The sequence below is a fragment of the Methylorubrum salsuginis genome (assembly GCF_900114375.1).
Taxonomy (GTDB): Bacteria; Pseudomonadota; Alphaproteobacteria; order Rhizobiales; family Beijerinckiaceae; genus Methylobacterium; species Methylobacterium salsuginis.
On sequence record NZ_FOSV01000006.1, the window covers coordinates 91,867 to 116,941 of the forward strand.

The 25,075-nt window shown below is 70.0% G+C and carries 23 protein-coding genes; 13 read left to right on the forward strand and 10 right to left on the reverse strand.

Going from position 1 to position 25,075, the window contains the following annotated elements:
• Positions 1–46: 46 nt before the first annotated feature.
• Genes BM140_RS09680 through BM140_RS09690 form a run of 3 tightly spaced genes read right to left on the reverse strand, consistent with a single transcriptional unit; the run spans position 47 to position 1,318 of the window.
• Positions 47–439, reverse strand: a complete 393-nt coding sequence (locus BM140_RS09680) for a hypothetical protein (RefSeq protein WP_091944750.1) — start codon at positions 437–439, stop codon at positions 47–49.
• A gap of 41 nt (positions 440–480) precedes the next feature.
• Complete coding sequence (locus BM140_RS09685; protein ID WP_091944753.1) at positions 481–837, reverse strand: YybH family protein; 357 nt, start codon at positions 835–837, stop codon at positions 481–483.
• A gap of 37 nt (positions 838–874) precedes the next feature.
• Positions 875–1,318 carry an OsmC family protein gene (locus BM140_RS09690; protein WP_091944758.1) on the reverse strand — a complete coding sequence of 148 codons (444 nt, stop codon included), beginning with the start codon at positions 1,316–1,318 and terminating at the stop codon, positions 875–877.
• A gap of 170 nt (positions 1,319–1,488) precedes the next feature.
• Between BM140_RS09690 and BM140_RS09695 the strand changes: the two genes are divergently transcribed.
• From BM140_RS09695 to BM140_RS09710, 4 genes are all read left to right on the forward strand, one after another.
• Positions 1,489–1,950, forward strand: a complete 462-nt coding sequence (locus BM140_RS09695) for a PAS domain-containing protein (protein WP_091944761.1) — start codon at positions 1,489–1,491, stop codon at positions 1,948–1,950.
• A 96-nt stretch (positions 1,951–2,046) separates the two neighbouring features.
• Positions 2,047–3,297: a formyl-CoA transferase gene (gene frc, locus BM140_RS09700; RefSeq protein WP_091944764.1), complete on the forward strand. Its 1,251-nt coding sequence runs from the start codon at positions 2,047–2,049 to the stop codon at positions 3,295–3,297.
• A 359-nt stretch (positions 3,298–3,656) separates the two neighbouring features.
• On the forward strand, positions 3,657–4,877 hold the full coding sequence (locus BM140_RS09705; protein WP_244535369.1) for an HPP family protein: 1,221 nt from the start codon (positions 3,657–3,659) through the stop codon (positions 4,875–4,877).
• 65 nt (positions 4,878–4,942) lie between these two features.
• Positions 4,943–7,057 (forward strand): O-linked N-acetylglucosamine transferase, SPINDLY family protein, encoded by a 2,115-nt coding sequence (locus tag BM140_RS09710; RefSeq protein ID WP_091944767.1) that lies wholly within the window; start codon positions 4,943–4,945, stop codon positions 7,055–7,057.
• 7 nt (positions 7,058–7,064) lie between these two features.
• On the opposite strand, the gene BM140_RS09715 is transcribed toward BM140_RS09710, so the two are convergent.
• From BM140_RS09715 to oxlT (BM140_RS09725), 3 genes are all read right to left on the reverse strand, one after another.
• On the reverse strand, positions 7,065–7,784 hold the full coding sequence (locus BM140_RS09715) for an alpha/beta hydrolase (protein ID WP_091944770.1): 720 nt from the start codon (positions 7,782–7,784) through the stop codon (positions 7,065–7,067).
• A gap of 157 nt (positions 7,785–7,941) precedes the next feature.
• Positions 7,942–9,699 carry an oxalyl-CoA decarboxylase gene (gene oxc, locus BM140_RS09720; protein ID WP_091944773.1) on the reverse strand — a complete coding sequence of 586 codons (1,758 nt, stop codon included), beginning with the start codon at positions 9,697–9,699 and terminating at the stop codon, positions 7,942–7,944.
• Positions 9,700–9,942: 243 nt separating this feature from the next.
• Complete coding sequence (gene oxlT, locus BM140_RS09725) at positions 9,943–11,253, reverse strand: oxalate/formate MFS antiporter (RefSeq protein ID WP_091944776.1); 1,311 nt, start codon at positions 11,251–11,253, stop codon at positions 9,943–9,945.
• Positions 11,254–11,777: 524 nt separating this feature from the next.
• Between oxlT (BM140_RS09725) and BM140_RS09730 the strand changes: the two genes are divergently transcribed.
• The gene (locus BM140_RS09730; protein ID WP_091944778.1) at positions 11,778–13,466 is read left to right on the forward strand and encodes a methyl-accepting chemotaxis protein; all 1,689 of its coding nucleotides are present in this window, start codon (positions 11,778–11,780) and stop codon (positions 13,464–13,466) included.
• Positions 13,467–13,555: 89 nt separating this feature from the next.
• Here the strand turns inward: BM140_RS09730 and oxlT (BM140_RS09735) are convergent, their stop codons facing one another.
• Positions 13,556–14,863: an oxalate/formate MFS antiporter gene (oxlT, locus tag BM140_RS09735; protein WP_091944780.1), complete on the reverse strand. Its 1,308-nt coding sequence runs from the start codon at positions 14,861–14,863 to the stop codon at positions 13,556–13,558.
• A gap of 266 nt (positions 14,864–15,129) precedes the next feature.
• Between oxlT (BM140_RS09735) and BM140_RS09740 the strand changes: the two genes are divergently transcribed.
• The 3 genes from BM140_RS09740 to BM140_RS09750 are packed head-to-tail and all read left to right on the forward strand — an operon-like array spanning position 15,130 to position 17,718.
• Positions 15,130–15,528 carry a CBS domain-containing protein gene (locus BM140_RS09740; RefSeq protein ID WP_091944783.1) on the forward strand — a complete coding sequence of 133 codons (399 nt, stop codon included), beginning with the start codon at positions 15,130–15,132 and terminating at the stop codon, positions 15,526–15,528.
• Positions 15,525–15,854: a hypothetical protein gene (locus BM140_RS09745; RefSeq protein WP_244535370.1), complete on the forward strand. Its 330-nt coding sequence runs from the start codon at positions 15,525–15,527 to the stop codon at positions 15,852–15,854. The genes BM140_RS09740 and BM140_RS09745 overlap by 4 nt, the downstream gene beginning before the upstream one ends.
• A 28-nt stretch (positions 15,855–15,882) precedes the next feature.
• Entirely contained in the window at positions 15,883–17,718 is a 1,836-nt protein-coding gene (locus BM140_RS09750; protein WP_091944789.1) for a DEAD/DEAH box helicase family protein, read from the forward strand.
• Positions 17,719–17,886: 168 nt separating this feature from the next.
• Here the strand turns inward: BM140_RS09750 and BM140_RS09755 are convergent, their stop codons facing one another.
• Complete coding sequence (locus BM140_RS09755) at positions 17,887–18,747, reverse strand: phosphoribulokinase (protein WP_091944792.1); 861 nt, start codon at positions 18,745–18,747, stop codon at positions 17,887–17,889.
• A 37-nt stretch (positions 18,748–18,784) separates the two neighbouring features.
• Positions 18,785–19,834 carry a class 1 fructose-bisphosphatase gene (locus BM140_RS09760; RefSeq protein ID WP_091944794.1) on the reverse strand — a complete coding sequence of 350 codons (1,050 nt, stop codon included), beginning with the start codon at positions 19,832–19,834 and terminating at the stop codon, positions 18,785–18,787.
• Positions 19,835–20,010: 176 nt separating this feature from the next.
• Between BM140_RS09760 and BM140_RS09765 the strand changes: the two genes are divergently transcribed.
• Both BM140_RS09765 and BM140_RS09770 read left to right on the forward strand, forming a co-directional pair.
• The gene (locus BM140_RS09765) at positions 20,011–21,015 is read left to right on the forward strand and encodes a LysR family transcriptional regulator (protein WP_244535371.1); all 1,005 of its coding nucleotides are present in this window, start codon (positions 20,011–20,013) and stop codon (positions 21,013–21,015) included.
• Positions 21,012–22,238, forward strand: a complete 1,227-nt coding sequence (locus BM140_RS09770) for an NAD(P)/FAD-dependent oxidoreductase (protein ID WP_091944798.1) — start codon at positions 21,012–21,014, stop codon at positions 22,236–22,238. Before BM140_RS09765 ends, BM140_RS09770 begins: the two co-directional genes overlap by 4 nt.
• A 6-nt stretch (positions 22,239–22,244) precedes the next feature.
• Here BM140_RS09770 and BM140_RS09775 read toward each other — a convergent pair whose 3' ends face one another.
• Positions 22,245–22,574, reverse strand: a complete 330-nt coding sequence (locus tag BM140_RS09775; protein WP_244535372.1) for a helix-turn-helix domain-containing protein — start codon at positions 22,572–22,574, stop codon at positions 22,245–22,247.
• Between the two features lie 314 nt (positions 22,575–22,888).
• On the opposite strand from BM140_RS09775, the gene BM140_RS09780 reads away from it, so the two are divergent.
• From BM140_RS09780 to cysK, 3 genes are all read left to right on the forward strand, one after another.
• Entirely contained in the window at positions 22,889–23,392 is a 504-nt protein-coding gene (locus BM140_RS09780; protein ID WP_091944801.1) for an META domain-containing protein, read from the forward strand.
• Positions 23,393–23,515: 123 nt separating this feature from the next.
• Positions 23,516–23,692, forward strand: coding sequence for a hypothetical protein (locus tag BM140_RS25815; protein ID WP_165616429.1), 177 nt, complete (start codon positions 23,516–23,518; stop codon positions 23,690–23,692).
• A 267-nt stretch (positions 23,693–23,959) separates the two neighbouring features.
• Positions 23,960–24,925 (forward strand): cysteine synthase A, encoded by a 966-nt coding sequence (cysK, locus tag BM140_RS09785; RefSeq protein ID WP_091945161.1) that lies wholly within the window; start codon positions 23,960–23,962, stop codon positions 24,923–24,925.
• Positions 24,926–25,075: the final 150 nt, after the last annotated feature.

Here is a 25,075-nt window from a genome sequence, read left to right on the forward strand (position 1 = left end):
TGGGTTCAGGCCGCCGCGTCGGGCGCGCGCCAGGGGCGCGCCGGCCTCAGGCGAAGGATCGGGGGGGTTCGGGGAGCGCTTCGGAGACGACGCTGGCGAAGGACGCGTCGCGGGGACGGCGGAAGGCGGCTTCAGCGTTCCAGCGGAGCGCCACGGTCACGTCGGCGACGCCGACGAAGGGAATGTGGAACGGGCAATGCAGCCCACAGCACTGGCCGGAATGAGGGTCGCCCGCCGGCACGGAGGCGTCGGCGGCCTCGGTGACGGGGGCAGCATGGGCGTGCGCGTGATGGGCATGCGTGTGATGGACAGACCCTTGGACGTGCTCCGCGAGCCCGTGCGCACGGGCATGCGCCGGGGCGGCGATCGTCAGCGCGAGCAGGGCCGCGACCTGCAGGATCACGGCGAGCACATGCCGGAAGGGGCGGTGAGCACGCATCACGCCCCTTCCCTAGCACGACCGGGGCGCAGCGGGAACGCTCAGTCCTTCTTGGCCGGCTTGATCTTGAGCTGGTCGATCGCCCAGAGCCAGCGCCCGTCGGGCTGGCGGCGGGCCGCCTCGACCGAGAACGATCCGTTCGGCAGCCGGGCGAAGGTGAGGCCGAGATCGCCGTTCGTGATCGCCGGCAGGGTTTCGGGTTCGGGGAAGTCGGACTTGCGGGCCAGAAGGTCCGTGTAGAAGCGGCGGATCGCGTCGTGGCCGGTGGCCACCACCTCGCCCGCCGCCAGCACGGCCTGCGGCTCGTAGAGCGCCACCAGCCCCTCGACATCGCCGGCATTGGCCCGCGCGTGGAACAGCCGGGCGAGGTCGCCCGGTTCCCTGGCCGTCTCGCTCATCGCTTTTTCCTCCCTCCGAAACCGCTCAGACCGGCGGTTATTTCAGGCGCGTGCCCTGCCCGTCCTGAACCGAGACCGAGACCGGGATGCCGGCCTTCACGCTCTCGGAGACGGTGCAGAACCGCTCGAACTGCTCCAGCACCCGGTCGATCCGGTCCATCGACGCCGCCTCGGCGCCGAGCGCGATGGCGACGTCGATCCCCTCCAGGCGCAGGCGTCCCTCCGCGTTGCGGGCAAGCCGCCCGCTCGCCTGCGCGCTCACGCCGCCGCCCTCCTGATGGAATTTGCCGAGCGCGAAGACGAGGCTGGCGCACAGGCAGTTGCTCACCGCCGCAATCAGCACCTGCTCCGGGGACGGCCCGACCCCGTCGCCGATCGGCACCGGCTCGTCGGTCAGCAGGCTCTCGAAGGCGGGGCCGAACTCGACCCGGAAGGCGAACCGCTCGACCTGCCGGATGCTGATGCTGGGTCGTGCCGACATCGCCGCTCCTCGTTCCCTCGCGGTCTCAACCCGGCGGCGGCGCCCTTGTTGCCGGACGCCAGGCCGAACTTGACCCGCTTTCCGTATTTGGTATACCAGATGCCAACGAGACGCCAACGGAGGGGCCCGCCTCCTCCGGGCAGACCCTGACAGGCAAGGAGCGCGAGGCCATGGCCGCGGCGACATCCCCGTCACAGGCCGTCGACGTCTCGGGGCTGATCGAAGCCCTGGGCGATGCGGTGGTGATCTCCGACCCGGACGGCCGGATCGTCACGTGGAATCCGGCCGCCGAGCGGATCTTCGGTTTCAGCGAAGCCGAGGCGATGGGTGAGACCCTCGATCTCATCACCCCGGAGCGCCATCGGCGGCGCCACTGGGACGGCTACGCCAAGACGATGCGCACCGGGCAGACCCGCTACGGGACCACGCTGCTCAAGGTGCCGGCCCTGCACAAGGACGGGCACAGCCTGTCCATCGCCTTCACCGTCTCGCTCCTGCACGGGGCCGACGGGGAGGTCAGCGGAATCGCCGCGGTCATCCGCGACGAGACCGAGCGCTTCGAAGAGGAACGCCGCCTGCGCCGCCGGATGGCGGAGCTGGAGGACGCGCTCGGCACCCTCGTGCTCGCCTGAGATCTCAGGCGGGCGACACGTCAGAACAAGAACACGACCTTTCGTTTCAAGACTTCACTTCATCTTCAACGAAGTCGACATAGGGAGAACACCAGCATGTCCCAGCCGCTCGAGGGCATCCGGATCATCGATTTCACCCACGTCCAGGCGGGCCCCGCCTGCACCCAGCTGCTCGCGTGGTTCGGCGCGGACGTGATCAAGGTCGAGCGCCCCGGCGCCGGCGACGTGACCCGTAACCAGCTGCGCCACGTGGAAGACGCGGACGCGCTCTACTTCACGATGCTGAACTCCAACAAGCGCTCCCTGACGCTCGACACCAAGACGCCCCAGGGCAAGGAAGTGCTCGAGAAGCTGATCCGCGAATCCGACGTGATGGTCGAGAATTTCGGCCCCGGCGCGCTGGACCGCATGGGCTTCACCTGGGCCCACATCCAGTCGCTCAACCCCGGCATGATCCTCGCCTCGGTGAAGGGCTTCTCCGACGGCCACCACTACGAGGACCTGAAGGTCTACGAGAACGTCGCGCAATGCGCGGGCGGCGCCGCCTCGACCACCGGCTTCTGGGACGGCCCCCCCACCGTGTCGGCCGCCGCGCTCGGTGACTCCAACACCGGCATGCATCTCGCCATCGGCATCCTCACGGCGCTGCACGCCAAGAACAAGACCGGCAAGGGCCAGAAGGTCGCCGTGTCGATGCAGGATTCGGTGATCAACCTCTGCCGCGTGAAGCTGCGCGACCAGCAGCGCCTCGACGCCATCGGCTACCTCGAGGAGTATCCCCAGTACCCGCACGGCGAGTTCTCGGACGTGGTGCCGCGCGGCGGCAACGCGGGCGGCGGCGGCCAGCCGGGCTGGGTGCTGAAGTGCAAGGGCTGGCAGTCGGACCCGAACGCCTACATCTACTTCACGATCCAGGGCCATGCCTGGGCCCCGATCTGCAAGGCGCTCGGCAAGCCCGAGTGGATCGACGATCCGGCCTACAACACCGCCCGCGCCCGCCAGGACAAGATCTTCGAGATCTTCGCCTTCATCGAGGATTGGCTGGCCGACAAGACCAAGTTCGAGGCCGTCGACATCCTGCGCAAGTTCGACATCCCGTGCTCGCCGGTGCTGTCGATGAAGGAGATCGCCGCCGATCCGTCGCTGCGCGCCAGCGGCACCATCGTCGAGGTCCCGCATCCGAAGCTCGGCTCGTACCTGACCGTCGGCTCGCCGATCAAGTTCTCGGACATGAAGGTCGACATCAAGGCCTCGCCGCTCCTCGGTGAGCACACCGACGAAGTGCTGGCCGGTCTCGGCTACTCGCCGGAGCAGATCGCCGCGATGCACGAGGCCCGCGCGGTCTAAGACCAATCGGCGATGATCCTGAATCATCGCCGATTGCCCCCGCGACGGCGGGGCGGCGGGCGTCCGCCGGATGCACGGAACAGAACCATCGGTCCTGTTCCGTGCCGCTTGGTCTAAGACCTTTCTCAGGTCTCATCCCTAGATCTTTCGAAAGAATCCTCCCGGGTCGGGCGAGCCGCCCCGGGAGTGCCTGACCGGACTCTTTTCGGAGTCCGGGCTGTTTTTCTCCTCCGTGTGACTTGGCCGGGCCGCCCTACGGTCCGGCCTTTCTTGTTTCCGGGCTCGTTTCGCGACATCGCTGACCCGACGCCCATCCCCGTCCGCGCCTTCGCCAACGGTGCCCGCCGGTGACTGCATCCTTGACCCATCCTCTGCTGCGCCGCCTCCTGCCGCAGCAGGCCCCCGTCAGCCTCCGCGAGCGCGTGCGCGCCGCCTGCGGAGCGCTCGCCGGGCTCCTCGTCACCGGTCTCGTCGCCCGCGCGGCCATCGGCAACGGCGCCGCGCTGCCGGCGCTGATCGCCCCGATGGGCGCCTCCGCGGTGCTGCTCTTCGCGGTGCCGTCGAGCCCGCTGGCGCAGCCCTGGTCGATCGTCGGCGGAAACCTGATCGCGGCGCTCGTCGGCGTGACGATCGGGTCGCTTCTCCCCGATCCGCTCATCGCCGCCGGGATCGCGGGCGGGCTCGCCATCGGCCTGATGATGGCGTTCCGCTGCCTGCATCCGCCGAGCGGCGCGGTGGCGCTCACCGCCGTCCTCGGCGGGCCAGCGATCCACGATCTCGGCTACGGCTTCGTGCTGTGGCCGGTGGGCATCAACACCCTGCTGATCCTCGGCGTGGCCCTCGCCTTCAACAACCTCACCGGCCGCTCCTATCCGCACGCGCCGGCGGCGGCGCCCGCGGCACCGGCCCCCTCCTCCGGCATGGGCCTGACCTCGGGCGACATCGACGCCGCGTTGAAGGATTTCGATCAGGTGCTCGATATCGGCCGGGGCGATCTGGAGGCGCTGCTGCGGCGGGCCCAGCTCAGCGCCCTGGTGCGCCGCTCCGGCCCGGAGACCTGCGCCTCGATCCTGACCCGCGACGTCGTCGCCATCGCCCCCGAGGCGCCGCTGAGCGAGGCCCTGGCGCTGCTGCGGCGCCACCACATCAAGATGCTGCCCGTCACCGACGAGAACGCGCGGGTGCTCGGCGTGCTGACCCAGACCGACCTGATGGACAAGGCCGAGTGGGACCGCCGCGGCCCCCGCCTCGGCCTCGCCCGGCGCTGGCAATTGACGCTCGGCCGCGGCCGCGCCCCGCATGGCTGCGCCGCCGACGTGATGACGACCGAGGTGGTCTGCCTGCGTCCGGAGATGACGCTCGCCGAAGTCGCGGTGCGGATGGCCCGCGGCGGCCACCACCACCTGCCGGTGGTCGGCCCGGAAGACCGCCTGTGCGGCGTCGTCGCCCAGTCCGACCTGATCGAGACCTTGGTGAACCAAGCCGCCACCAGGACCTCCGCGGAGCCCACGCGCGCGGGCGCCCCACGCCCCCGCGCCGACGACGAGGTGTCGCCGGATCTCGCCGCCGGGCTCGCCTGACCCGGGCGTAACCATCGGTTAACCGTGATGCCCCGAGAGTCGCTCCGGTCTCGGGTGGGGGCAACATGGCGCGCAAGGGTCGGTCCGGGGCAGCGGCGCCGGTGGAGAAGCTGCTCGGCTCAGGGCACGCCCATCTCGAGGCCGGTCGTTTCAGACAGGCCGAGCGCGACTTTTCCCAAGCCCTCGCAGCCGGGCCCGACAACGCCGCGGCCCGCTTCGGCCTCGGCGTGGCGGTGGGCCAGCGCGGCGGGCCGGCCCAAGCGATCCCCCACCTCGTCGAGGCCCTGCGCGCCGCCCCCGATCAGGCGGCCCACTGGGCCGGGCTGATCACCACCCTCATCACGGCCGACCGGCTCGCCGAGGCGCGCACGCTGCTGCAGCGGTTCCAGTCCTGGGGCTTCGAGGCCGCCACGCTCCGCAGCCTGACCGCGCCGATCGCGGCGGGTCTTCTGGCCGAGGCCGGCATCCTGATGGGACGGGGCCGCCTCGATGCGGCCGAGCAGCGCTTCGACCTCGTGATCGCCCTGGACGACGCGAACGCCGTCGCGGTCCACGGGGCCGGCGTGATCGCGCGCCAGCGGCAGCTTCACGAGCGGGCCCTGATCCTGTTCGACCTCGCCGCGCGGCTCGACGGCGACAATCCCGGCTACGTCGCCGATCTCGCCGACGCCCATCTCCGGGCCGGGCGCAAGGCCGAGGCGCTGGCCCTGTTCGAGCGCGTCGTCGCCCTCGATCCGGGGCACGGCCCGGCCCATTCCGCGCTCGCCGACCTCAACGTCGCCCGCGGCCATTACGGGGCGGCGCTCCGGGCCAATGCGGCGGCTTCGCGGCTGACCGGACTGCCCCATGCGTGCAACAACCGCAGCGTCCTGCTGCTGCGGCTCGGGCGCCCGGCCGAAGCCCTCGCCCTGCTGGAAGAGGCGCTCGCCGCCGATCCGGCCGACGCCGTCGCCCACAGCAACCTCGTCCACACCGCCCTCTACGCGGCCCCGTCGGATGCCGGGCGGCACGCCGTGGCGTATGGCCGCCGCCACGCCGACCCGCTGCGGCGGACGACGCCTCATCCCAACGACCCCACCCCCGATCGGCCGCTCAGGATCGGCCTCGTCTCGGGCGACCTGTGCGACCATCCGGTTGCCCGTTTCGTCGCGCCGTTCCTGCGCCATCACGACCAGACCCGGCTCGCGGTCTTCGCCTATGCCAACGGCGCGGCGGACGCGACGACCGAGCGCCTGAAGGCCTGGACCGCGGGCTGGCGCGACATCGGCGGGCTCGACGACGCGCATGCAGCCCGCCTGATCGAGGCGGACGGCATCGACGTGCTGCTCGATCTCTCCGGCCACAGCGCCGGGCACCGGCTTGGGGTGTTCGCGCGCCGGCCCGCCCCGGTCCAGGCGACCTGGATCGGCCTGCCCGTCACCACGGGCCTGTCGGCGATCGATTACCGGCTGACCGATTCGGGCTACGACCCGGAGGACGCACCCGCCGATCCGTTCCACCCGGAGCGACTCTGGCGCCTGCCCGGCACCGCCTATTGCTACGCCCCCGATCCGACCGCGCCGGAGCCCGCGCCGCCCCCCTGCCGCGCGACCGGCCACGTCACCTTCGGTTGCCTGAATCGGCCGGAGAAGCTGAGCGCGGCCACGCTCGCGGCCTGGGCGCGCATCCTCAAGGAGGTGCCGGGCGCGCGCCTGCTGGCCGTGGTCCCGGATGTCGACGATCCGCAGACGCGGGCGGATTTCGAGGAACGCTTCCGGGCCGCCGGCATCGCCCCCGCCCGGCTCGACCTGACGCCCTACAGCCTGAGCGACCGGTTCGCGGCCTATGCCCGGACCGACATCGCCCTCGATCCGTTCCCGTTCAACGGCGGCACCACGAGCTACGACACGCTGCATATGGGCGTGCCGCTGGTGGCGCTGCGGGGGAAGCGGACGCTCGGCCGGATGGGCGCCGCCGTGCTCGACGGGGCCGGGCTCTCGGAGTGGGTCGCCGACGACATCGACGGCTACGTCGCCCGCGCCGTGCGCCTCGCCGCCGATCCGGCCGCCCTCGCGGACTGGCGCGGCAGCTTGCGCGAGCGGCTGCGGGCGAGCCCGCATCGGGACGAGGCACGCCACGCCCGCGAGGTCGGCGAGGCCCTGGCCGCGATGTGGGCGCGCTGGTGCGAGAGCGTGCGCTGAGGCCGGATCAGGCGAAGAAGTCGCTCAAGAAAAAGTCGACCGCCTGCGCCACCACCGACGGATCGTAGGCGTGCGGGCCGTCATACTCGACATAGGTCAGGTCGTAGCCCGCGCCCTGCAGCAGCCGGGCATGGTGGCGGGCGCTGCGGTCGATGCCGATCTGCTCGTCCCGCGTCCCGTGCGACAGGAAGATTTTCGGGGCGCCCGCCTGGACGTGGACGGATAGGAAACCCGCCGACGACACGATCAGGTGGCTGACTCGGTCGCCGTTGGTGAGCCCGAGCGAGAGAGCATAGCTGCCCCCGTCCGAATGCCCCGCGAAGGCGAGATGGCTCGGGTCGATCAGGAAGCGGTCGGCGACCTCGGCCAGCGCCCGGTCGAGCCGCTCGCGGTCCGGCCCGTTGCCCGCGATGACGAGGTCCCAGGTCGGGTGCAGCGATTGCGGCGCCAGCAGCAGGAAGCCGCGGGCCTTGGCGTGCCCCTCCAGCATCGGCAGGATCTTTTCGGCACTGCCCCCACCGCCGTGGAACAGCACCACGAGCGGCGTCGGCAGGCGCGGATCGACGTGATCGGGCACGCAGAGCATCGCGTCGCGGCTCTCGAACAGCCCGAGGGCGTGGCGCCCCGGCGGCAGGGCCGGTTTCGTCGGCAGCCGCGGCAGGAACGACAGCCGCCCGGCGAGCCGCGGGTCGAGGGGGAGGGTCGGATCGGTCGCGGAGGAAGCCATGGGTGCTTTTCGCGATGAGGCCGGCCGCGCGTGTCCCCTCCCGCTTGCGGGGAGGAGAATGCATCGGCGATCGCGCGACCGAGCCGTGAAACGAAGAAGACCGCGGCGCCTCTCGGCACCGCGGTCCGGTTCACTCAGAAGCGGAAGCCCAAAAACCTCAGGCGCTCTTCTTCTTCAGCGTGCTCTGCGGGTTGAGGCTGCCGATGTTGCCGCTCTCGCTGCCGGCCTGCGGATCGATCACCGCGTTGATGAGGGTCGGCTTGCCCGAATCCATGGCGGCATCGACCGCCCGCTTCAGCTCGTCCGGCGTGGTGACGTTGACGCCGACGCCGCCGAAGGCCTCCATCATCTTGTCGTAGCGCGAGTCCTTCACGAACACCGTGGTGCCCGGATCGCGGCCGGTCGGATCGGTGTCGGTGCCGCGGTAGATGCCGTTGTTGTTGAAGATGACGATGCAGACCGGCAGGTCGTAGCGGCAGATGGTCTCCACCTCCATGCCGGAGAAGCCGAAGGCCGAGTCGCCCTCGACCGCCAGAACCGGCTTGCCGGTCTCGACGGCGGCCGCGACGGCGAAGCCCATGCCGATGCCCATCACGCCCCAGGTGCCGACGTCCAGGCGCTTGCGCGGCTGGTACATGTCGATGATGCCGCGGGCGAGGTCGAGCGTGTTGGCGCCCTCGTTGACGAGGATCGCGTCCGGCCGCTCCTTGATGACCGTGCGGAGCGCGCCCAGCGCCGAGTGGAAGCACATCGGCGAGGAGTTCTTCATCAGCTTCGGGGCCATCTTGGCGATGTTGGCCTCGCGCTTGGAGCGGATGGTCTCGAGCCAAGCTTGAGGGGCGCCCTTCCAGTCCTTGCGGATGCCGGCGAGCAGCGCCTCGACGCAGGAGCCGATGTCGCCGACGAGCGGGGCGGCGATCTCGACGTTCGAGTCCATCTCGCGCGGCTCGATGTCGATCTGGATGAAGCGCTTGGAGCCGGGCTCACCCCAGGTCTTGCCCTTGCCGTGGGAGAGCAGCCAGTTGAGGCGGGCGCCCACCAGCAGGACGACGTCGGAATCCTTCAGCGCGGTCGAGCGGGCGGCACCGGCCGAGAGCGGGTGGGTGTCGGGCAGCAGGCCCTTGGCCATGCTCATCGGCACGTAGGGGATGCCGGACTCTTCCACCAGCGCGCGGACCGCGTCGTCGGCCTGGGCGTAGGCGGCGCCCTTGCCGAGCACGATCAGCGGACGCTCGGCGGTCTTGAGCAGGTCGAGGGCGCGGGCGACCGCCGACGGGGCCGGGAGCTGGGCCGGAGCCGGGTCGATCACCTTGACGAGCGAGCGGGCGCCCAGCGCCCCGTCGATCACCTGCGAGAACAGCTTGGCCGGCAGATCGAGATAGACGCCGCCGGGACGGCCGGAGACGGCGGCGCGGATCGCGCGGGCGACACCGATCCCGATATCCTCGGCGTGCAGCACGCGGAAGGCGGCCTTGCACAGCGGCTTGGCGATGGCGAGCTGATCCATCTCCTCGTAGTCGCCCTGCTGGAGATCGACGATCTCGCGCTCGGACGAGCCCGAGATCAGGATCATCGGGAAGCAGTTGGTGGTGGCGTTGGCGAGCGCGGTCAGGCCGTTGAGGAAGCCCGGGGCCGAGACCGTGAGGCAGACGCCCGGCTTCTTGGTGAGGAAGCCTGCGATGGCGGCGGCGTTGCCGGCGTTCTGCTCGTGGCGGAAGGAGATGACGCGCAGGCCCTCGGCCTGGGCCAGCCGGCCGAGATCGGTGATCGGGATGCCGGGGACGTTGTAGATCGTCTCGATGCCGTTGAGCTTGAGCGCGTCGATGACGAGGTGGAAGCCGTCGGTCAGCTCCGCTTCCTCGTGGGGCATGGCGCCCGCGGTGATCGCGTCGATGTTTTGGGCCTGGACGGTCATGCGGCGTTCTCCCTTTTGCTTGAATTCTTCGTCGCTGATTTTTGCGCTGTGCGGGCCCTCCGGGAGGCGCTCCGCATTCTCTGAATCGACGGTGCCCGTGGGCGCCGCGCCGTGCGTTCCGGCATGCGAGTCTTGTCGCGACAGGCTTGGTATACCAAATACCAAATAGCCGGTCAAACGAAACGCGCGGCTTTGGGGGCCGCGCGTTTCAAGTGTCCGGAGATGTGAGGCGGCGTGCCGGGATCAGGCGAGGCGCACGGCGCTCGCGTCAGCGGTCTCGGTCGTCTCGGCCTCGGAGGCGAGGTAGCGGCGGCGCAGCGGCTTGAGCACGAACACCGCGAGCGCGGCCGCCGTGATGTTGAGCGCGATGATCAGCGCGAACACCGCCGGCCAGCCGTAAGCGGCCGAGAGCAGGCTCGCCATCGGCACGAGGAAGGCGGCGGTGCCCTTCGCCGTGTAGAGCAGGCCGGCATTGCTCGCCGCATATTTCGAGCCGAACGTGTCGCCGCAGGTCGCCGGGAACAGCGAGTAGATCTCGCCGAACACCGCGAAATAGGCGGCGGTCGCGAAGACGAAGACATAGGGGTTACGGCCATAGCCGTACATCACGAGGCAGGCGGTCGCCGCGACCGTGAAGGCGATGAACATCGTGTTCTCGCGGCCGATATTGTCCGACACCCAGCCGAAGAACGGCCGGCCGAAGCCATCGAGGATGCGGTCGAGGGAGATCGCCATCGTCAGCGCGGCCATCTGCAGGCCGAACAGGCTGACCGGAACGTCGGCCACCTTGAAGTCGTGGGCGATCGGGCCGATCTGCGCCGCCGTCATCAGGCCGCCGGAGGCCACCATCACGAACATCGCATACATCACCCAAAAGACCGGGGTGCGTACCGCCTGTTTCGGGGTGCGATCGACCTTGGTCTGGGGCAGGCGCAGGCTCTTGCGCTTCACCGGTACGGCGACCTTGGGCTTGCGCAGCAGGAACGACAGGGCGATCACGACGAGGCCCTGGCCGATGCCGAAGGTGAGGAAGGCCTGCTCGTAGCCGTGCGAGGCGATCATCTTGGCGATCGGCACGACGGTGATGGCGGCGCCCGCGCCGAAGCCCGCGGCGGTGGCGCCGGCGGCCAGTCCCCGGCGGTCCGGGAACCACTTCAGCGCGTTGCCGACGCAGGTGCCGTAGACCGAGCCCGCGCCGATGCCGCCGATGACGGCCGCGGTGTAGAGCAGGAAGAGCGAGTCGGCGTGGGCGTTGAGCACCCAGGACAGGGCGATCATCCCGCCGCCGAAGAAGACCACGACCTTCGGGCCGTAGCGATCGACGAACCACGTCTCGACCGGCACCAGCCAGGTTTCGGTGGCCACGAAGATCGTGAAGGCCAGCTGGATGGCGGCGCGACCCCAATGGTGGGTCTGGTCGATCGGATCGACGAACAGCGTCCAGCCGTATTGCAGGTTGGCGATCATCGCCATGCAGAGCACGCCGAAGGCGAGCTGCCACCACTTGGCGGAAGAGGCGTCCTGCGCTGCCTCGGGTGCCGTCTGGCGTTCCATCCCGGTATTCCTTTTCTGGTGTCCGGTGCCCCTCGGGGCGGCATCATGCACAATGGCGCATTGCATACAATATACCAGGAATAAAAAAGCGCGTGGCACGTGCTATCGTGCCGACCGGCCGCGCGGAAGAGGCTCCGCCGGTCTCACGGAGCCCCGGCGGCGTGGGGCGGGACGATCCGCGCCGGTCCGAACTGGGCGGCCATCCGATTCACGACGGGGCCGCCGGCCCCGTTGCGGGACGCGGTGAGAGCGCAGCCCACGATCGGCCGTGTCCGCGGCGACACACGTCCCTGAAACGCGTCCGCTCCATCGACTGGCACGATCACAACTATCGGTTGATAACATTTCCTGCAATTGGGCGTGTCGGCGGGGCGCTCGCCCGTTGATTGCAAGCCCAGTTGGTTCCGCGCCTTTGTCAAAATAAGCGCCGTTCGGCGCAAGGAAGCGGATACCATTTGTTAAAAAGCCGAACGTAGCGAAAGGGACATCCGCCACTTTCAGAATATTCGGTCTCGGGTCTGCACATGATTACGCTGAGCATCGGGCGCAAACTCGCCCTGTCCTCCGCCGTCACCGCCCTGTTCGCGGCCGGCGCGATCTACAACCAATGGAGCAGCAACACCGAGATCGCCGCGGCAAACGAAGCGGTGGCGCGCGAGGCGACGATCCTGCGCGGCATCTCGCAGGCGCAGCTCGCGGTGAGCCGCATCCAGCTCGCCTATGACGGCGTCGAGGCGGCGCGGAAAGCCGCGGACGCCGATGCGGTGGTGGCGCGCGCCCTCGACGAGGCGGCGAAGGCCTCGAAGGGCCTGGAGCGGCCGATCGCCCTCGCCCTCAAGCCCGATGTGCTCAAGGAGAGCGGGCAGAACCTGCGCGACCTCGCCGCCGCGGTGAAGGATTTCGCACAGAAGGGCCGCGCCGAACTCTACGGGCGGACGGCCGATGCGGCGGCGGCGGAGGCCGGACGCCAGGCGATCGCGGCCCTGACCGCGCGGTCCGAGAAGACGATCGGCGAATCCGTCGCTAACGCCAACCGCTTCACCGAGGAGGCGATGCAGGCGGCCTCCGAGCGGATCGCGTCGGCGACCCGCATCGGGCTCCTGGCGGGCGCCGCGATGCTGGTGAGCCTTCTGACCGCGGCGATCCTGCTGATGGTCAACATCCAGCGTCCGCTCACCCGGCTGGTGGCCGTGCTGGAGCGGATGGCGGCGGGCGACACCGAAGCCGAGATCGTCGAGCGGCGGCGCGCGGACGAGATCGGGGCGCTGGGCCGCGCGGTCGAGAGCATCAAGGCCATGGTCGCGCAGAAGGCCGCCGAGGAGGCCGAGCGCCGGCAGATTGCCGACACCGCCGCGGCGGCGGCCCGGCAGAAGGCCATGATCGAACTCGCCGACACCTTCGAGTCGGCCGTCGGCGGCATCGTCGGCTCGGTCTCGTCCTCGGCCACCGAGCTTCAGATGACGGCCCAGTCCATGTCCTCGACCGCGAGCCAGACCGCCGCGCAATCGACCAGCGTCGCGGCGGCGGCCGAGGAGGCGGCGGTGAATGTCGGCACGGTCGCGGCCGCGGCCGAGGAACTCGGCGCCTCGATCCTCGAGATCGGCCGCCAGGCCTCGGGCTCGGCCAGCCTCGCCCGGATGGCGGTGACCGAGGCCGACAAGACCTCGCAATTCGTCCAGGCCCTCAACCAGACCTCGGCGCGGATCGGCGACATGGTCGGCATGATCTCCAACATCGCCTCGCAGACCAACCTGCTCGCGCTCAACGCCACCATCGAGGCGGCCCGCGCGGGGGAAGCCGGCCGCGGCTTCGCGGTCGTGGCCAGCGAGGTGAAGGAGCTCGCCAACCAGACCGCGCGGGCCACCGACGAGATCGCCCGCCAGATCGGCGAGGTGCAGGGCGTCACCGACCAGACCGTCGGGGCGATCGGCTCGATCACCGCCCGCATCCGCGAGATCGACGCGATGGCCACCTCCATCGCGGCGGCGGTCGAGGAGCAGGGCGCGGCGACGCAGGAGATCGTGCGCAACGTCGCCCAGGCCTCGGTCGGGACCAGCGCCGTCACCGGCACCATCGCGGGCGTGGCGAGCGCCTCCGAGACGACCGGGGCCGCCGCGAGCCAGGTGCTGACCTCCGCCTCCGAGCTGTCGCGCCAGTCCGAGCATCTGACGGAGGAGGTGCACCGCTTCCTCGCCACCGTGCGGGCCGCCTGAAACGAGGAAGCGCGCCGGACGGCTGTCGCCCGGCGCGCTTCGAAATCCTTCCAACGGCCGGGGCCCGAACGGGCTCCGGCCGTTTCGCGTCAGTGGGCGGTCGCGGTCTTCACCTCGGCCTCGCCCGCAGCGGGGGCCTTGGTGTAGCCCTGGCGCATCGGCTTGAGCACGAAGATCGCCATGAACGCCGCGATGATGTTGAGGGCGGCGGCCGCCAGGAACACCGCGTGCCAGGAGCCGGTCATCGTGGTGAGGATGCTGGTATAGGGCACGATCAGGGCCGCGGTGCCCTTGGCGGTGTAGAGCAGGCCCGCGTTGGTGGCGGCGTATTTCGAGCCGAAAGTGTCGCCGCAGGTCGCCGGGAACAGCGAGTAGATCTCACCCCAGGCGAAGAACACGAGGCCGGTCAGGATCACGAACATGAACGGGTCCTGGCCGAACTGGCTCAGCATGTAGATGCCGACGCCCTCGATGCCGAAGGAGAGGAACATCGTGTTCTCGCGGCCGATATGGTCGGAGATCCAGCCGAACAGCGGACGCGTGACGCCGTTGAGCACCCGGTCGATAGTGGCGGCGAACGTCAGCGCCGGCAGGGTGATGCCGAGCAGGCTCACCGGGGTGTCGGCGATGTGGAAGTCCTTGGCGATGGGGCCGAGCTGCGCCGTCGCCATCAGGCCGCCCGCGGCCATCATCACGAACATCGCGTACATCACCCAGAAGATCGGGGTGCGGACCATCTCGGAGGGCGCGTAGTCGCGCTTGCTCTGGCTGACGCGGGCGATGGTGGGCACGTCGCCCTTCTTCGGGGCGGACAGGAGGAGCGCCACCGCCATCACGACGAGGCCCTGGCCGAGGCCGAACCAGAAGAAGGCGTGCTCGTAGCTGTAATGGTGGATCACGGCCTGGATCGGCACGACCGTCAGGGCCGAACCCGCGCCGAAGCCCATGGCGGTGAGGCCTGCGGCCAGACCGCGGCGGTCCGGGAACCACTTGAGCGAGTTACCGACGCAGGTGCCGTAGACCGCCCCCGCGCCCGTGCCGCCGATGGCGGCGCCGACATAGAGCATGAACAGCGAGTCGGCGTAGGCGTTGATCACCCAGGCGACGCCGCAGAGCAGACCCCCGACCAGGGTGACGATCCGCGGGCCGTACTTATCGACGAACCAGCCCTCGATCGGCACCAGCCAGGTCTCGGTGACGACGAAGATCGTGAAGGCGACCTGGATCGCGGCGCGGTCCCAGCCGTGGCGCTCCTGGATCGGGTTGACGAAGAACGTCCAGCCGTACTGCATGTTGGCGATCATGCACATGCAGACGATGCCCAGGACGAGCTGGAGCCAGCGGTTCACGGGTGGGTTTACCGGTGGGGATACGGGTGTCGCGGCGAGTGTGGACATGGACGTCTCTCCAAGGGGTGCGCCCGGTTGTCCGGGCTGCTTCGGCCAACGGCCCGCACGGCACGGGTCCCTGAAGCGGGACGCGCGTGGAGTGAATCAGGGGGCCGGCAGGTTCATTCTGCGGCACCGGCAGGATTAAGCCTCTTGCTTGATCGTGCGGTTCCGCTGACCGGCACCATAATTCAAAATCCCGAATTGACAACAGGTATTCTGTATACCAGTCTCAGCTCAGGGCTGCCGCCAGAGCGCCCGGATCGGAGGAAGCCGTGCCGGCATCGATGCAGCAGGAGACTGCCCGCATCCGCACCATCCACCGCGACCGCCCGGTGGCGGAGGCGATGCAGGCGCTCGCCGAGCCGGGCATCGGCGCCCTCGTGGTGGTCGAGGGATTCGGGGCGGATGCCCCCGTCCTCGGCCTCCTGACCCAGCGCGACATCTTCCGGGCCGTCGCCGCGGAGGGGCCGGACGTGTATGGTCGCTGCGTCTGGCTCATCACCGATCACGACTTCCCCGCCGTCGACGTCGGAGCCTCCGCCCAGGAGCGCCTGCGCGCCTTCTGCGACCGGCAGGTCGATCACATCGCGCTGATGGAGTCCTGTCGCGTCAGCGCGATCCTGAGCATCTGGGACTGCGCGACCGAGCGTGCCGCCGGAGTCGTCTCATGAACAATCCTTCGACCACACCCTCCTCGCCGCAACAGGCTCCCGAGATGAAGCACCTCGTCGTCGTCGAATGCCCGATCGTCTTCCCCGGCGAGAATGAGTTCGGGATGTCGAGCGTCGACATGCTGCCGCGCAACGGCATCGCCGCGGGCCTGGAGAGCCGCCACATCCGCGTGCTCGACGAGCGGATCATCGCGGTGTGCATCTTCAAGAGCACGTTCTGCGCGAAGCTGTTCTTCGACGCCGAATGGACGCAGCGTGCCGACACGCTCTGGGGCGACCGCTACCAGATGCGCTTCGAGGCGATCGACAACGCCTCCGCCGCCTGATTCTTTCGCGACTCGGGGAGGATGATCGATGGCCTCCCCGGCGTCCGTGACTGAGCCGGCGAACGGGCCGGCTTTCGACGCCTGGAATCCCGGCCTCGAACCCGGCCTGCCGCGCGCCCTGATGCCGCTTGCGACCGTTTTCCGGCCCGAGAACGTGGCGCTGCCGCTGCACGAGATCCTCGAACTCTCGGATTTCAGCGGCCTGCCCGCGACGCGTCTCGCCCCGTTCAGGCCCCGGCGGCTCGCGGTGCACGAGGTGCTGATCCGGGTGATGGCCGACCTCTCGGTGCCGGTCGGCGAGGTCTATGCCGATCTCGGCGTCAACTTCCGCGCCATGGTGACCGCGATCCTCACCGAGGGCGTCGCCCCACGGACGGCCCAGATCGAGGCCGCCTTCGAGGCTTTGCGTCGCGAGGCCGAGGCACTGCTGGCGCAGGAACTCTCGATCCTCCTCGACGAGCCCGCGGCGCCGCCCGCGCCCCGGCGCTGGCTCGGCCTGCTGCCGCCCAGAGCCGGCATCCCGCCCCATCCGGGCGACTGGCAGGCGCGGGCACTCGCCCGGCTCGACGCCCGCTGCGGCTCGTCCGGCGAGGCGGCATGCGAGGCGGACGGCCTGGACGGTGCGGTGCGCGGCGCGCTCCGCACCGTCGTCTCGGCCGTCATCGCCCGCCAGGGCACGCTGATCCGCGACCGGGCGCTGCTGGCGCGGCTCGCCCTGATCCTGGTGGCCAACCGCGAGGGCAGCCGCCGCATCGGCGCGCTGATCGCGCCGTGGATGGACGCGGTCGTGTGCGCCCACGGCTACCGGCAGTTGGCGCCCCAGGCCGAGCCGGTGGTGATGACGGTCAAGGGCGCTTCGGCGTCCGGCAAGAGCACGATCCGCCCCTACCAGCGCGACCTCGCCGGGCGGATCGGCGCCGGCTGGTCCGACTTCGCCGTGGTCACGCCGGACGTCTGGCGCAAGTTCCTGCTCGATTACGATGCCCTCGGCGAGCAGCGCCGCTACGCCGGGCCGCTCGCCGGCCACGAGGTCGAGATCGTCGATGCCAAGCTCGACCGCCACATCACCGCCAAGGCGGCGGCGGGGCGCCTGTCGCACCTGCTGATCGACCGCTTCCGCTTCGACAGCTTCTCGACCGAGCCCAACGGCGACGGCACCGGCCAGCTGCTCACGCGCTTCGGCCAGCGGGTCTATCTCCAGTTCATGGTGACGCCCCCGGAGGAGACGGTGGAGCGGGCGTGGAAGCGCGGCGAGGAATTCGGCCGCTACAAGGCGGTCGAAGACCTGCTCGCCCACAACGTCGAGGCCTTCACCGGCATGCCGCGGCTGTTCTTCACCTGGGCGCTGCGCCGCGACCGGGCGGTCTTCTTCGAGTTTCTCGACAACGGCGTGCCGAAGGGCGCGCGGCCGCTGACCATCGCTTTCGGCCAGAACGGCATCATGACGATCCTCGACGCCCGCGCCCTGATGGCGATCGAGCGCTACCGCCGGATCGACATCGGCGCGCGAGCCCCGGATCAGGTCTATCGCGGCGCCGGATCGGAGACGGAGCGCGACCCCGCCTTCCTGCGGGCGATCCTGCGCCGGCTCGACACCGTGCGCTTCGCCGAGCGCGACAGCGGCCGGGTTTTCGCGCGGTTCGAGCGGGGCCGCCTCACCGCCCTCGACCGGGACGGGTTTTCCGCGATGCGCGCCGATCCGGCGATGGCGCGGGCTCTGGCGGCCGCGGGTCTATCCGCGGGGCCGGAGAAAGCCGATCTGCCCGGCCTCGACGAGCGGCTGGTGCCGGGCAGCGTACCGACCTTGGGGGCATGGGGGAAGCAGGCGGGGGTTTCGGCGAGCGGTTCACCTCCGCCCGGATAGAGCATCGTCCCGAAAGGTGGTTTCCGGCTTTCGGAAAAAGACGATGCGATTCAAGGATCTGGAGCATCGGCCCGAAAGGTGGGGATCGGCCTTCGGAAAAAAGACGATGCGGCACAAGAACGGAGAGCATCGTCCCGGATCCGATATCCGGGACGATGCTTTAGAGCCTCAGGCCAGCCGCCGGCGCCGCTCCACCAGCTGCATGATGATCGGCGTCAGGATCAGCTGCATGGCGAGGTCGAGCTTGCCGCCGGGGATGACGATGGAATTGGCCCGGCTCATGAAGCTGTCGTGGATCATCGACACGAGGTAGGAGAAGTCGATCCCCTTCGGATCCTTGAAGCGGATCACCACCATCGATTCGTCGGCGGTCGGGATCCAGCGGGCGATGAACGGGTTCGAGGTGTCGACCATCGGCACCCGCTGGAAGTTGATGTCCGTCCACGAGAATTGCGGGCAGATCGTCTGCACGTAATCCGGCATCCGCCGCAGGATCACGTCGGTGACGGCGTCGGTCGAGTAGCCGCGGGTCGAGCGGTCGCGGTGGAGCTTCTGGATCCATTCGAGGTTGATCACCGGCACCACCCCGATCTTGAGATCGGGATAGCGGGCGATGTCGACCGCGTTGTCGACCACGCAGCCGTGCAGACCCTCGTAGAACAGGAGGTCCGAACCCGGCTGGAACGGCTCCCATTCCGAGAAGGTGCCCTCGGGGATGCCGTAGCGGGCGGCGTCGTGGGCGTCGTGGGCGTAGTGGCGGGTACGGCCGGTGCCGTTCTCGCCGTAGCTGCGAAAGACCTCCTCCAGCTCGGGCAGGAGATTGGCGCGCGGCGCGAAATGGCTCAGCGTCGGCTCGCGCGCCATCTTCGCCCGCATCGTGTCGCGGTCGTAGGCGTGGAAGCCGTCCCCCTCGATGTAGACCGCGCTCACATCCTCGCGTCGAAAAATCTGCTCGAAGGTGTTGCGGACCGAGGTGGTGCCAGCGCCCGAGGAGCCGGTGACCGAGATGATGGGGTGACGCGCCGACATGATGCTTCGAGATTGAGGAAAGACGCGCCGGGTTGGATCAGCTGCGGATCAGGCCGCGCTGGCCGAACAGGGGCGAACGCCCGGCCGCGGGCTGGCGTCCGTCGTAGTAGGTGGCAACGGTGGCGACTTCCTCGGCCGAGCCGAACACCAGCGGCGAGCGCTCGTGGATCTTGGCGGCGACGAGATCGAGCACGCGGGTGCGCCCATCGGTGGCGGCCGCACCCGCCTGCTCCATCAGGAAGGCCATCGGCGCGGTCTCGTAGAGCAGGCGCAGGCGGCCCTGGCCGTAGCCCTTCCGGCTGTCGCCCGGATACAGGAACACCCCGCCGCGGATCAGCACACGCTGCGCGTCGGCCACCAGCGCCGCGGTCCAGCGCATGTTGAAGTCGCGGTCGCGCGGGCCTTCCGTGCCGCGCTGGCAATCCTCGATGAAGGCCTTGATCGGGCCGTCCCAGTGGCGGGCGTTCGAGGCGTTGATGGCGTATTCGTTGGCGGACGGGACCACCTGAAGGGCATCGTGGGTCAGGCGGAACACGCCCTCCGACCGCTCCAGGGTGAAGATGCGGGTGCCGTTGCCGAGCGTCAGCACGAAGGTAGTGGCCGGACCGTAGACGACGAAGCCGGCCGCCGTCTGGGTGGTGCCCGGCGTCTTGAACGAGGCGTTGGGGTCGTTCTCCGCCACGACCTTCGGGCGGATGCCGAAGATGGTGCCGACCACCATGCCGACCGCGATGTTCGACGAGCCGTCGAGCGGATCGATGGCGACGGCCAGCGGCGCGCCGGGATCGAGCACCACCACGTCCTCGGCCTCCTCCGAGGCGACCTCGGCGACGGGGGCTTGTTCGAGCGCCTGCATGAAGCGCTTGTGGGCGATGACGTCGAGGGCCTTCTGCACGTCGCCGTCGCTGTTGTGCTCGCCCTGCGCGCCCATATCGCCGGCGAGCGCCCCGCGCCCGCAGGTCTCGCTCACGTCGATGGCGGCGGCGGCGAGCGCGCGGATCGTCGCGGCGGTGTCGGCGAGGGTGGGATCGCGCGCGACCTCGGCGTCGAGATGCGCGTCGAGGGAGGTCCCGGTCGGCTTCGTCATCGGATTGTCGCGCTCGCTCCCGTCACCGCCACACCGGGCGGCCCCCGCCGGCTCCGGCGGCTTTTGCTGCCGGGATGATACCCCGTGCTGTGGCGCCTGCGCCAGCGGTCGCAACACAGTCGGGGAAGGTTTTTGAAAAAACTTGTGGTGCCGCGCAAAAAAACTAAAAGCGAATCATGCGCAATCTCTCGCTCAAGCAGCTCCAGGCGGTCGCCGCGGTGGCGCGGCTCGGCACCATGACGCGGGCGGCGCAGGAGCTCAACGTCACCTCTGCGGCGCTCTACGCCCGCATCCGCCAGCTCGAGGAGGAGGCGGGGCTCCTGCTGTTCGACCGCACGCCCACCGGTCTCAAGCCGACGGATGCCGGCCGCGAGATGCTGTGGGCGATCAACAGCATCAACACCGTGCTGGAGACCTGTACCGACAGGCTTCGCACCTTGAAAGGGGGCGGGGGCGGCCGCGTGGCGCTCGGCGTGGTCTCCACCGCCAAATATTTCGCGCCGGCCGTGATCGCGGGCTTCATGGAGAGCCATCCGAAGGTCGAGATCGCGCTCACCGTCGGCAACCGCCAGGGCACGATCGACGCCCTGCGCAACTACGACATCGATTTCGCGATCATGGGCCGCCCGCCGCGGGACTTCGCCATCGAGGCCGAGACCTTCGGCCCCCATCCGCTGGTGGTGATCGCCGCTCCCGACCATCCCCTCGCCGGTCGGCGGGGCCTGAGCCGCGAGGATCTGGCGGAGGAATCCTTCCTCGTGCGCGAGGAGGGCTCGGGCACCCGCTCGGTGTTCGAGGAGTTCATGAACGGCGTGATGATCCGCCGGGCCAAGCTCGGGATCGATGCCGGCTCGAACGAGACGCTCAAGCAGGCGGTGATGGCGGGCCTCGGCATCGCGCTCCTGTCCGGCCACACGGTCTCGTCGGAGGTCGAGAACGGGCGCCTCGCGCTCCTCGACGTGCAGGGCCTGCCGATCCGCCGCGACTGGTACGTGGTGCGCCGGTCCGACAAGGTTCTGGGCCCCGCGGCCGACGCCTTCTGGGACTACCTCTCGCGGGAGGGCCGCCGCTTCCTGCCGCGCCTGCCCGAAGAGGCGCTGGCCGGCATGGCCGCCGATATGGCGCCGCGCCTCGCCGAGGCGCGCGACGGCGCCGACCTCGCCGCGGAGGCGGGCGAGTGAGCGGCATCCTCATCGTCGGCGCGGGTCAGGCCGGCTTCCAGGCCGCCGCCTCGCTGCGGGAGGCGGGATTCACCGGCTCCCTCACCCTGGTCGGCGAGGAGGCGCAGCCGCCCTATCAGCGCCCGCCCCTGTCCAAGGCCTATCTCGCCGGCAAGACCGATGCCCGCGGCCTGCTGCTGCGGCCCGAATCGTTCTTTGCCGAGCACGGCATCGTCCACCGCCGCGCCCGCGCGACCGGCATCGACCGGGCGCAGCGGCGGGTGCGGCTGGAAGAGGGCGAGGCGCTGGCCTACGACCACCTGATCCTCGCCACCGGCACCCGCAACCGGGCGCTGCCGGTGCCCGGCGCGGATCGCGCAGGCGTTTACGGCCTGCGCTCGCTGGACGAGGCCGACGCGCTGAAAGGCGCGCTGGAGCGGGCGAAGACCATCGTCGTGATCGGGGCGGGCTTCATCGGGCTCGAATTCGCCGCCGTCTGCGCCGCCCGCGGCCTGTCGGTCACGGTGATCGAGGCGGCCCCCCGGGTCATGGCGCGGGCGGTCTCGCCGGAGACCTCGGACGCGTTCCGCGCCTTCCACGAGGCGGCGGGGGTCACGATCCTGTTCGAGACCGGGGTGAGCGGCATCGAAGGCGCCGAGGGCCGCGTCAGGTCCGTCGCCCTGGCCGATGGAAAAAGCCTGCCCGCCGACCTCGTCCTCGTCGGCATCGGCGTGGTGCCGAACCAAGAGCTCGCCGCGGAAGCCGGGCTGACCGTGCAAGACGGCATCGCGGTCGATGCCTTTCTCGCGACCTCCGATCCGGCGATCTCGGCCATCGGCGATTGCGCCCGCTTCCCGACCCGCTTCGCCGCCGGCCTGCCGGGTGGCGACCGGGTGCGGATCGAATCGGTGCAGAACGCGGTCGATCAGGGCCGCTGCCTCGCCGCGCGCCTCACGGGGCGGCCCGCCGCCTACGATGCGGTGCCGTGGTTCTGGAGCGACCAGGGCCCGCGCAAGCTGCAGATCGCCGGGCTCGGAAGCCCGGACGACGCGAGCGTGCTGCGCCGGGCCGGCGCGGGCTTTTCCGTGTTCCGCTTCCGCGACGGGCGCCTTGCCGCGGTCGAATCGGTCGATCGCCCGGCCGACCACATGGCGGCCCGCCGGATCATCGCCGCCGACCGCTCGCTCACCCCGGAGCAGGCGGCGGATGAGCGCTTCGACCTGAAGGCGCTCGCCACCGCCTGAGCCGCATCAGCGGTCGTTCTCGGTGGTGAGGTCGCCCAGGCGCGTGCCCTCGTCGCCCCCCTTCTGCCGCTCGGAGAGGCGCACCCCGTCGCCTTCGGTGAAGACCACGCCCTCCCGCATCAGCGCGCTGCGCAGGGCTTCGATCTGCCCGGAGGCCGGATCGCCGCGTCCGGCCTCGAAGCCGGTCACGAAGCCCTCGTCGAGGCCGGACGCGCGGGCGAGGTCCGCCGCGCTCCAGCCCAGCAGGCCGCGCGCCGCCCGGGACTGGCCGGGCCCGATCGTGTTGAGGTCGCCGCCGCCGTAGCTCTTTCCACCCGCTTCGTCCGATCCGCTCAAGCCGTCCTCCCGTTCCCTTGCGATCCCTGGCCCGCCCCCTGGCGGCCCGGCCTCGAACCAACCGAACGGCCGGGCCAATCGTTTCGCTCGACCGCGAGAATGCCCGTGCCCGCCGCCCGCTCAAGCCTGTGAACGGCAGCGACGGAACCGGCCGCGACCATAATTGTGCTTGAATCTCTGACGATTCCCCCTTCCGCCGCCGCCGGATGCGCGAGTCGTCCCGTGCAGCGATCCGGCCATGGCTTGAGATGACGCGTGCACAGGAATCCGCGCGGGACGGGCGAGGCCGCCGAGCGAGAGGGGGTTTTGAGGACATGATCAGGAAGCTGACCGCCGCGCTGGCTGGCGCGGTCGCCGTCGCCGCGCTGGCCGCCGGGCCCGCCCAGGCCCAGCAGGGAACCAACGCGATCACCGGCTTCGGCCAGGGCGGACGCGCACCGGAGAAGAAGCCGCAATACGTCCCCGGTGCCAAGCAGCAGGAGAAGATGTTCCCGCTCGGCGCCAGCTGGACCGCGGTGAGCCTCAACGGCAAGCCCTATACCGGCGCCGACCGTCCGAGCTTCATCATCGACACCCAGTACCGTGCCCGCGGCTACGGCGGCTGCAACACCTTCACGGCGACCGCCTTCCCCCTGCGCGAGCAGCATCTCGCGGTCGGCCCGCTCGCGCTCACCAAGAAGAGCTGCGACAAGGCGCTGGCCGCCGCCGAGCAGGCCTTCCTGATCGCGCTGCGCACCTCCGGCGCCTGGGACCTCGTCGGCTCGCAGCTCGTAATCCGTACCCAGAACGGCGAGCTGAAGTTCGACCGGGCGCTTTAACCCGGCATTGACGACGATCCGCGGTCGCTTCCGCGGATTCATTCCTCGTCAGGCGTCCCGGCCGTTTCCTGAACCCGCAACCGGTGGCGCCCCCGCGCGGCCGGTCCTGGAGCGGAGGACGGGATGCGGATCGGCCGGGTTCACCAGCGCGTGGTGCCGAGGGTGGTGCCGCACGCCATCGCGCTGCCGCGCTACACCTTCATGCGCGCCCACCACGAGGGCGCCGCGCTGCTCGCCGCCTGGGCGACCAGCGCCGCCATCGCCCTCCTCGTGCTCGCCGCCGCCCTCGGGCCGGCCTGACCCCTCGCGACACCGCGGCGCCATCGGCGGCGAGAGATCGTCGTCGATGGGAAGGTGACCCGCAGGATAATATTGTTGTCGCCGCCAAAGCCGGATGGAGAAGAGAATTCTCCACCTCACTGGCTATGTGGAGTTCTCCCGCAAAACCCCGGTAAACCTCGACGCTCCTTGGGAAATCGGCTACAGCCCTGCGCCGGAACCGGGGCGGATCGGCGCCTGGACGACGCGCCGCCGGCCCCTCGATTTCGCCGCCAGGGAGTGACCGCCATGACAGACACCGCGCGCAAAGCCGGACACGGCCGCGTATACGGCTCGATCACCGAGACCATCGGCAACACCCCCCTGGTGCGCCTCAACCGGCTCACCAAGGAGCGCGGCGTCGATGCCGAGATCCTGCTCAAGCTCGAGTTCTTCAACCCGATCTCGTCCGTGAAGGACCGCATCGGCGTCAACATGATCGACGCGCTGGAGGCCTCGGGCCGGCTCAAGCCCGGCGGCACCCTGGTCGAGCCGACCTCGGGCAACACCGGCATCGCGCTGGCCTTCGTGGCCGCCGCCCGCGGCTACCGCCTGATCCTCGTCATGCCCGAGACGATGTCGCTGGAGCGGCGTAAGATGCTCGCCTTCCTCGGCGCGCAGCTGGAGCTGACGCCGGGCGCCAAGGGCATGAAGGGCGCCATCGCCCGCGCCGAGGAGCTTCTGGCCGAGATCGACGGCGCGGTGATGCCGCAGCAATTCGCCAACCCGGCCAACCCCGAGATCCACCGCAAGACGACGGCGGAGGAGATCTGGAACGACACCGAGGGCAAGCTGGACGCCTTCGTGGCGGGCGTCGGCACCGGCGGCACGGTGACGGGCGTCGGCGAGGTGCTGAAGCCGCGGCTTCCCGGCCTCAAGGTGTTCGCGGTCGAGCCGGTGGATTCGCCGGTCATCTCCGGCGGCCAGCCGGGCCCGCACAAGATCCAGGGCATCGGCGCGGGCTTCATCCCCGAGAACCTCCACACCGACGTCCTCGACGGCGTGCTTCAGGTGACGAACCAGCAGGCGATCGACACCGCCCGCGACCTCGCCCGGTTCGAGGGCATCCCCGGCGGCATCTCCACCGGCGGCAACGTCGCGGCGGCGCTGGAACTGGCCTCGCGGCCGGAATTCCAGGGCAAGTGCATCGTCACCATCGCCTGCTCGTTTGCCGAGCGCTACATCTCGTCGGTGCTGTTCGAAGGCATCGGCTAGAGCCTCGTCCCGAAAGGTGGTTTCCGGCTTTCGGAAAAAGACGATGCTCTCGTCTTTTTCCGATGCAACGGCGCGGGCCTGTCGCAGGGCCCGCGCGGCAACTCTCATCGAGTTGCGGCAACTCCTCGGCTGCCCGGACGGTTGTCCCGG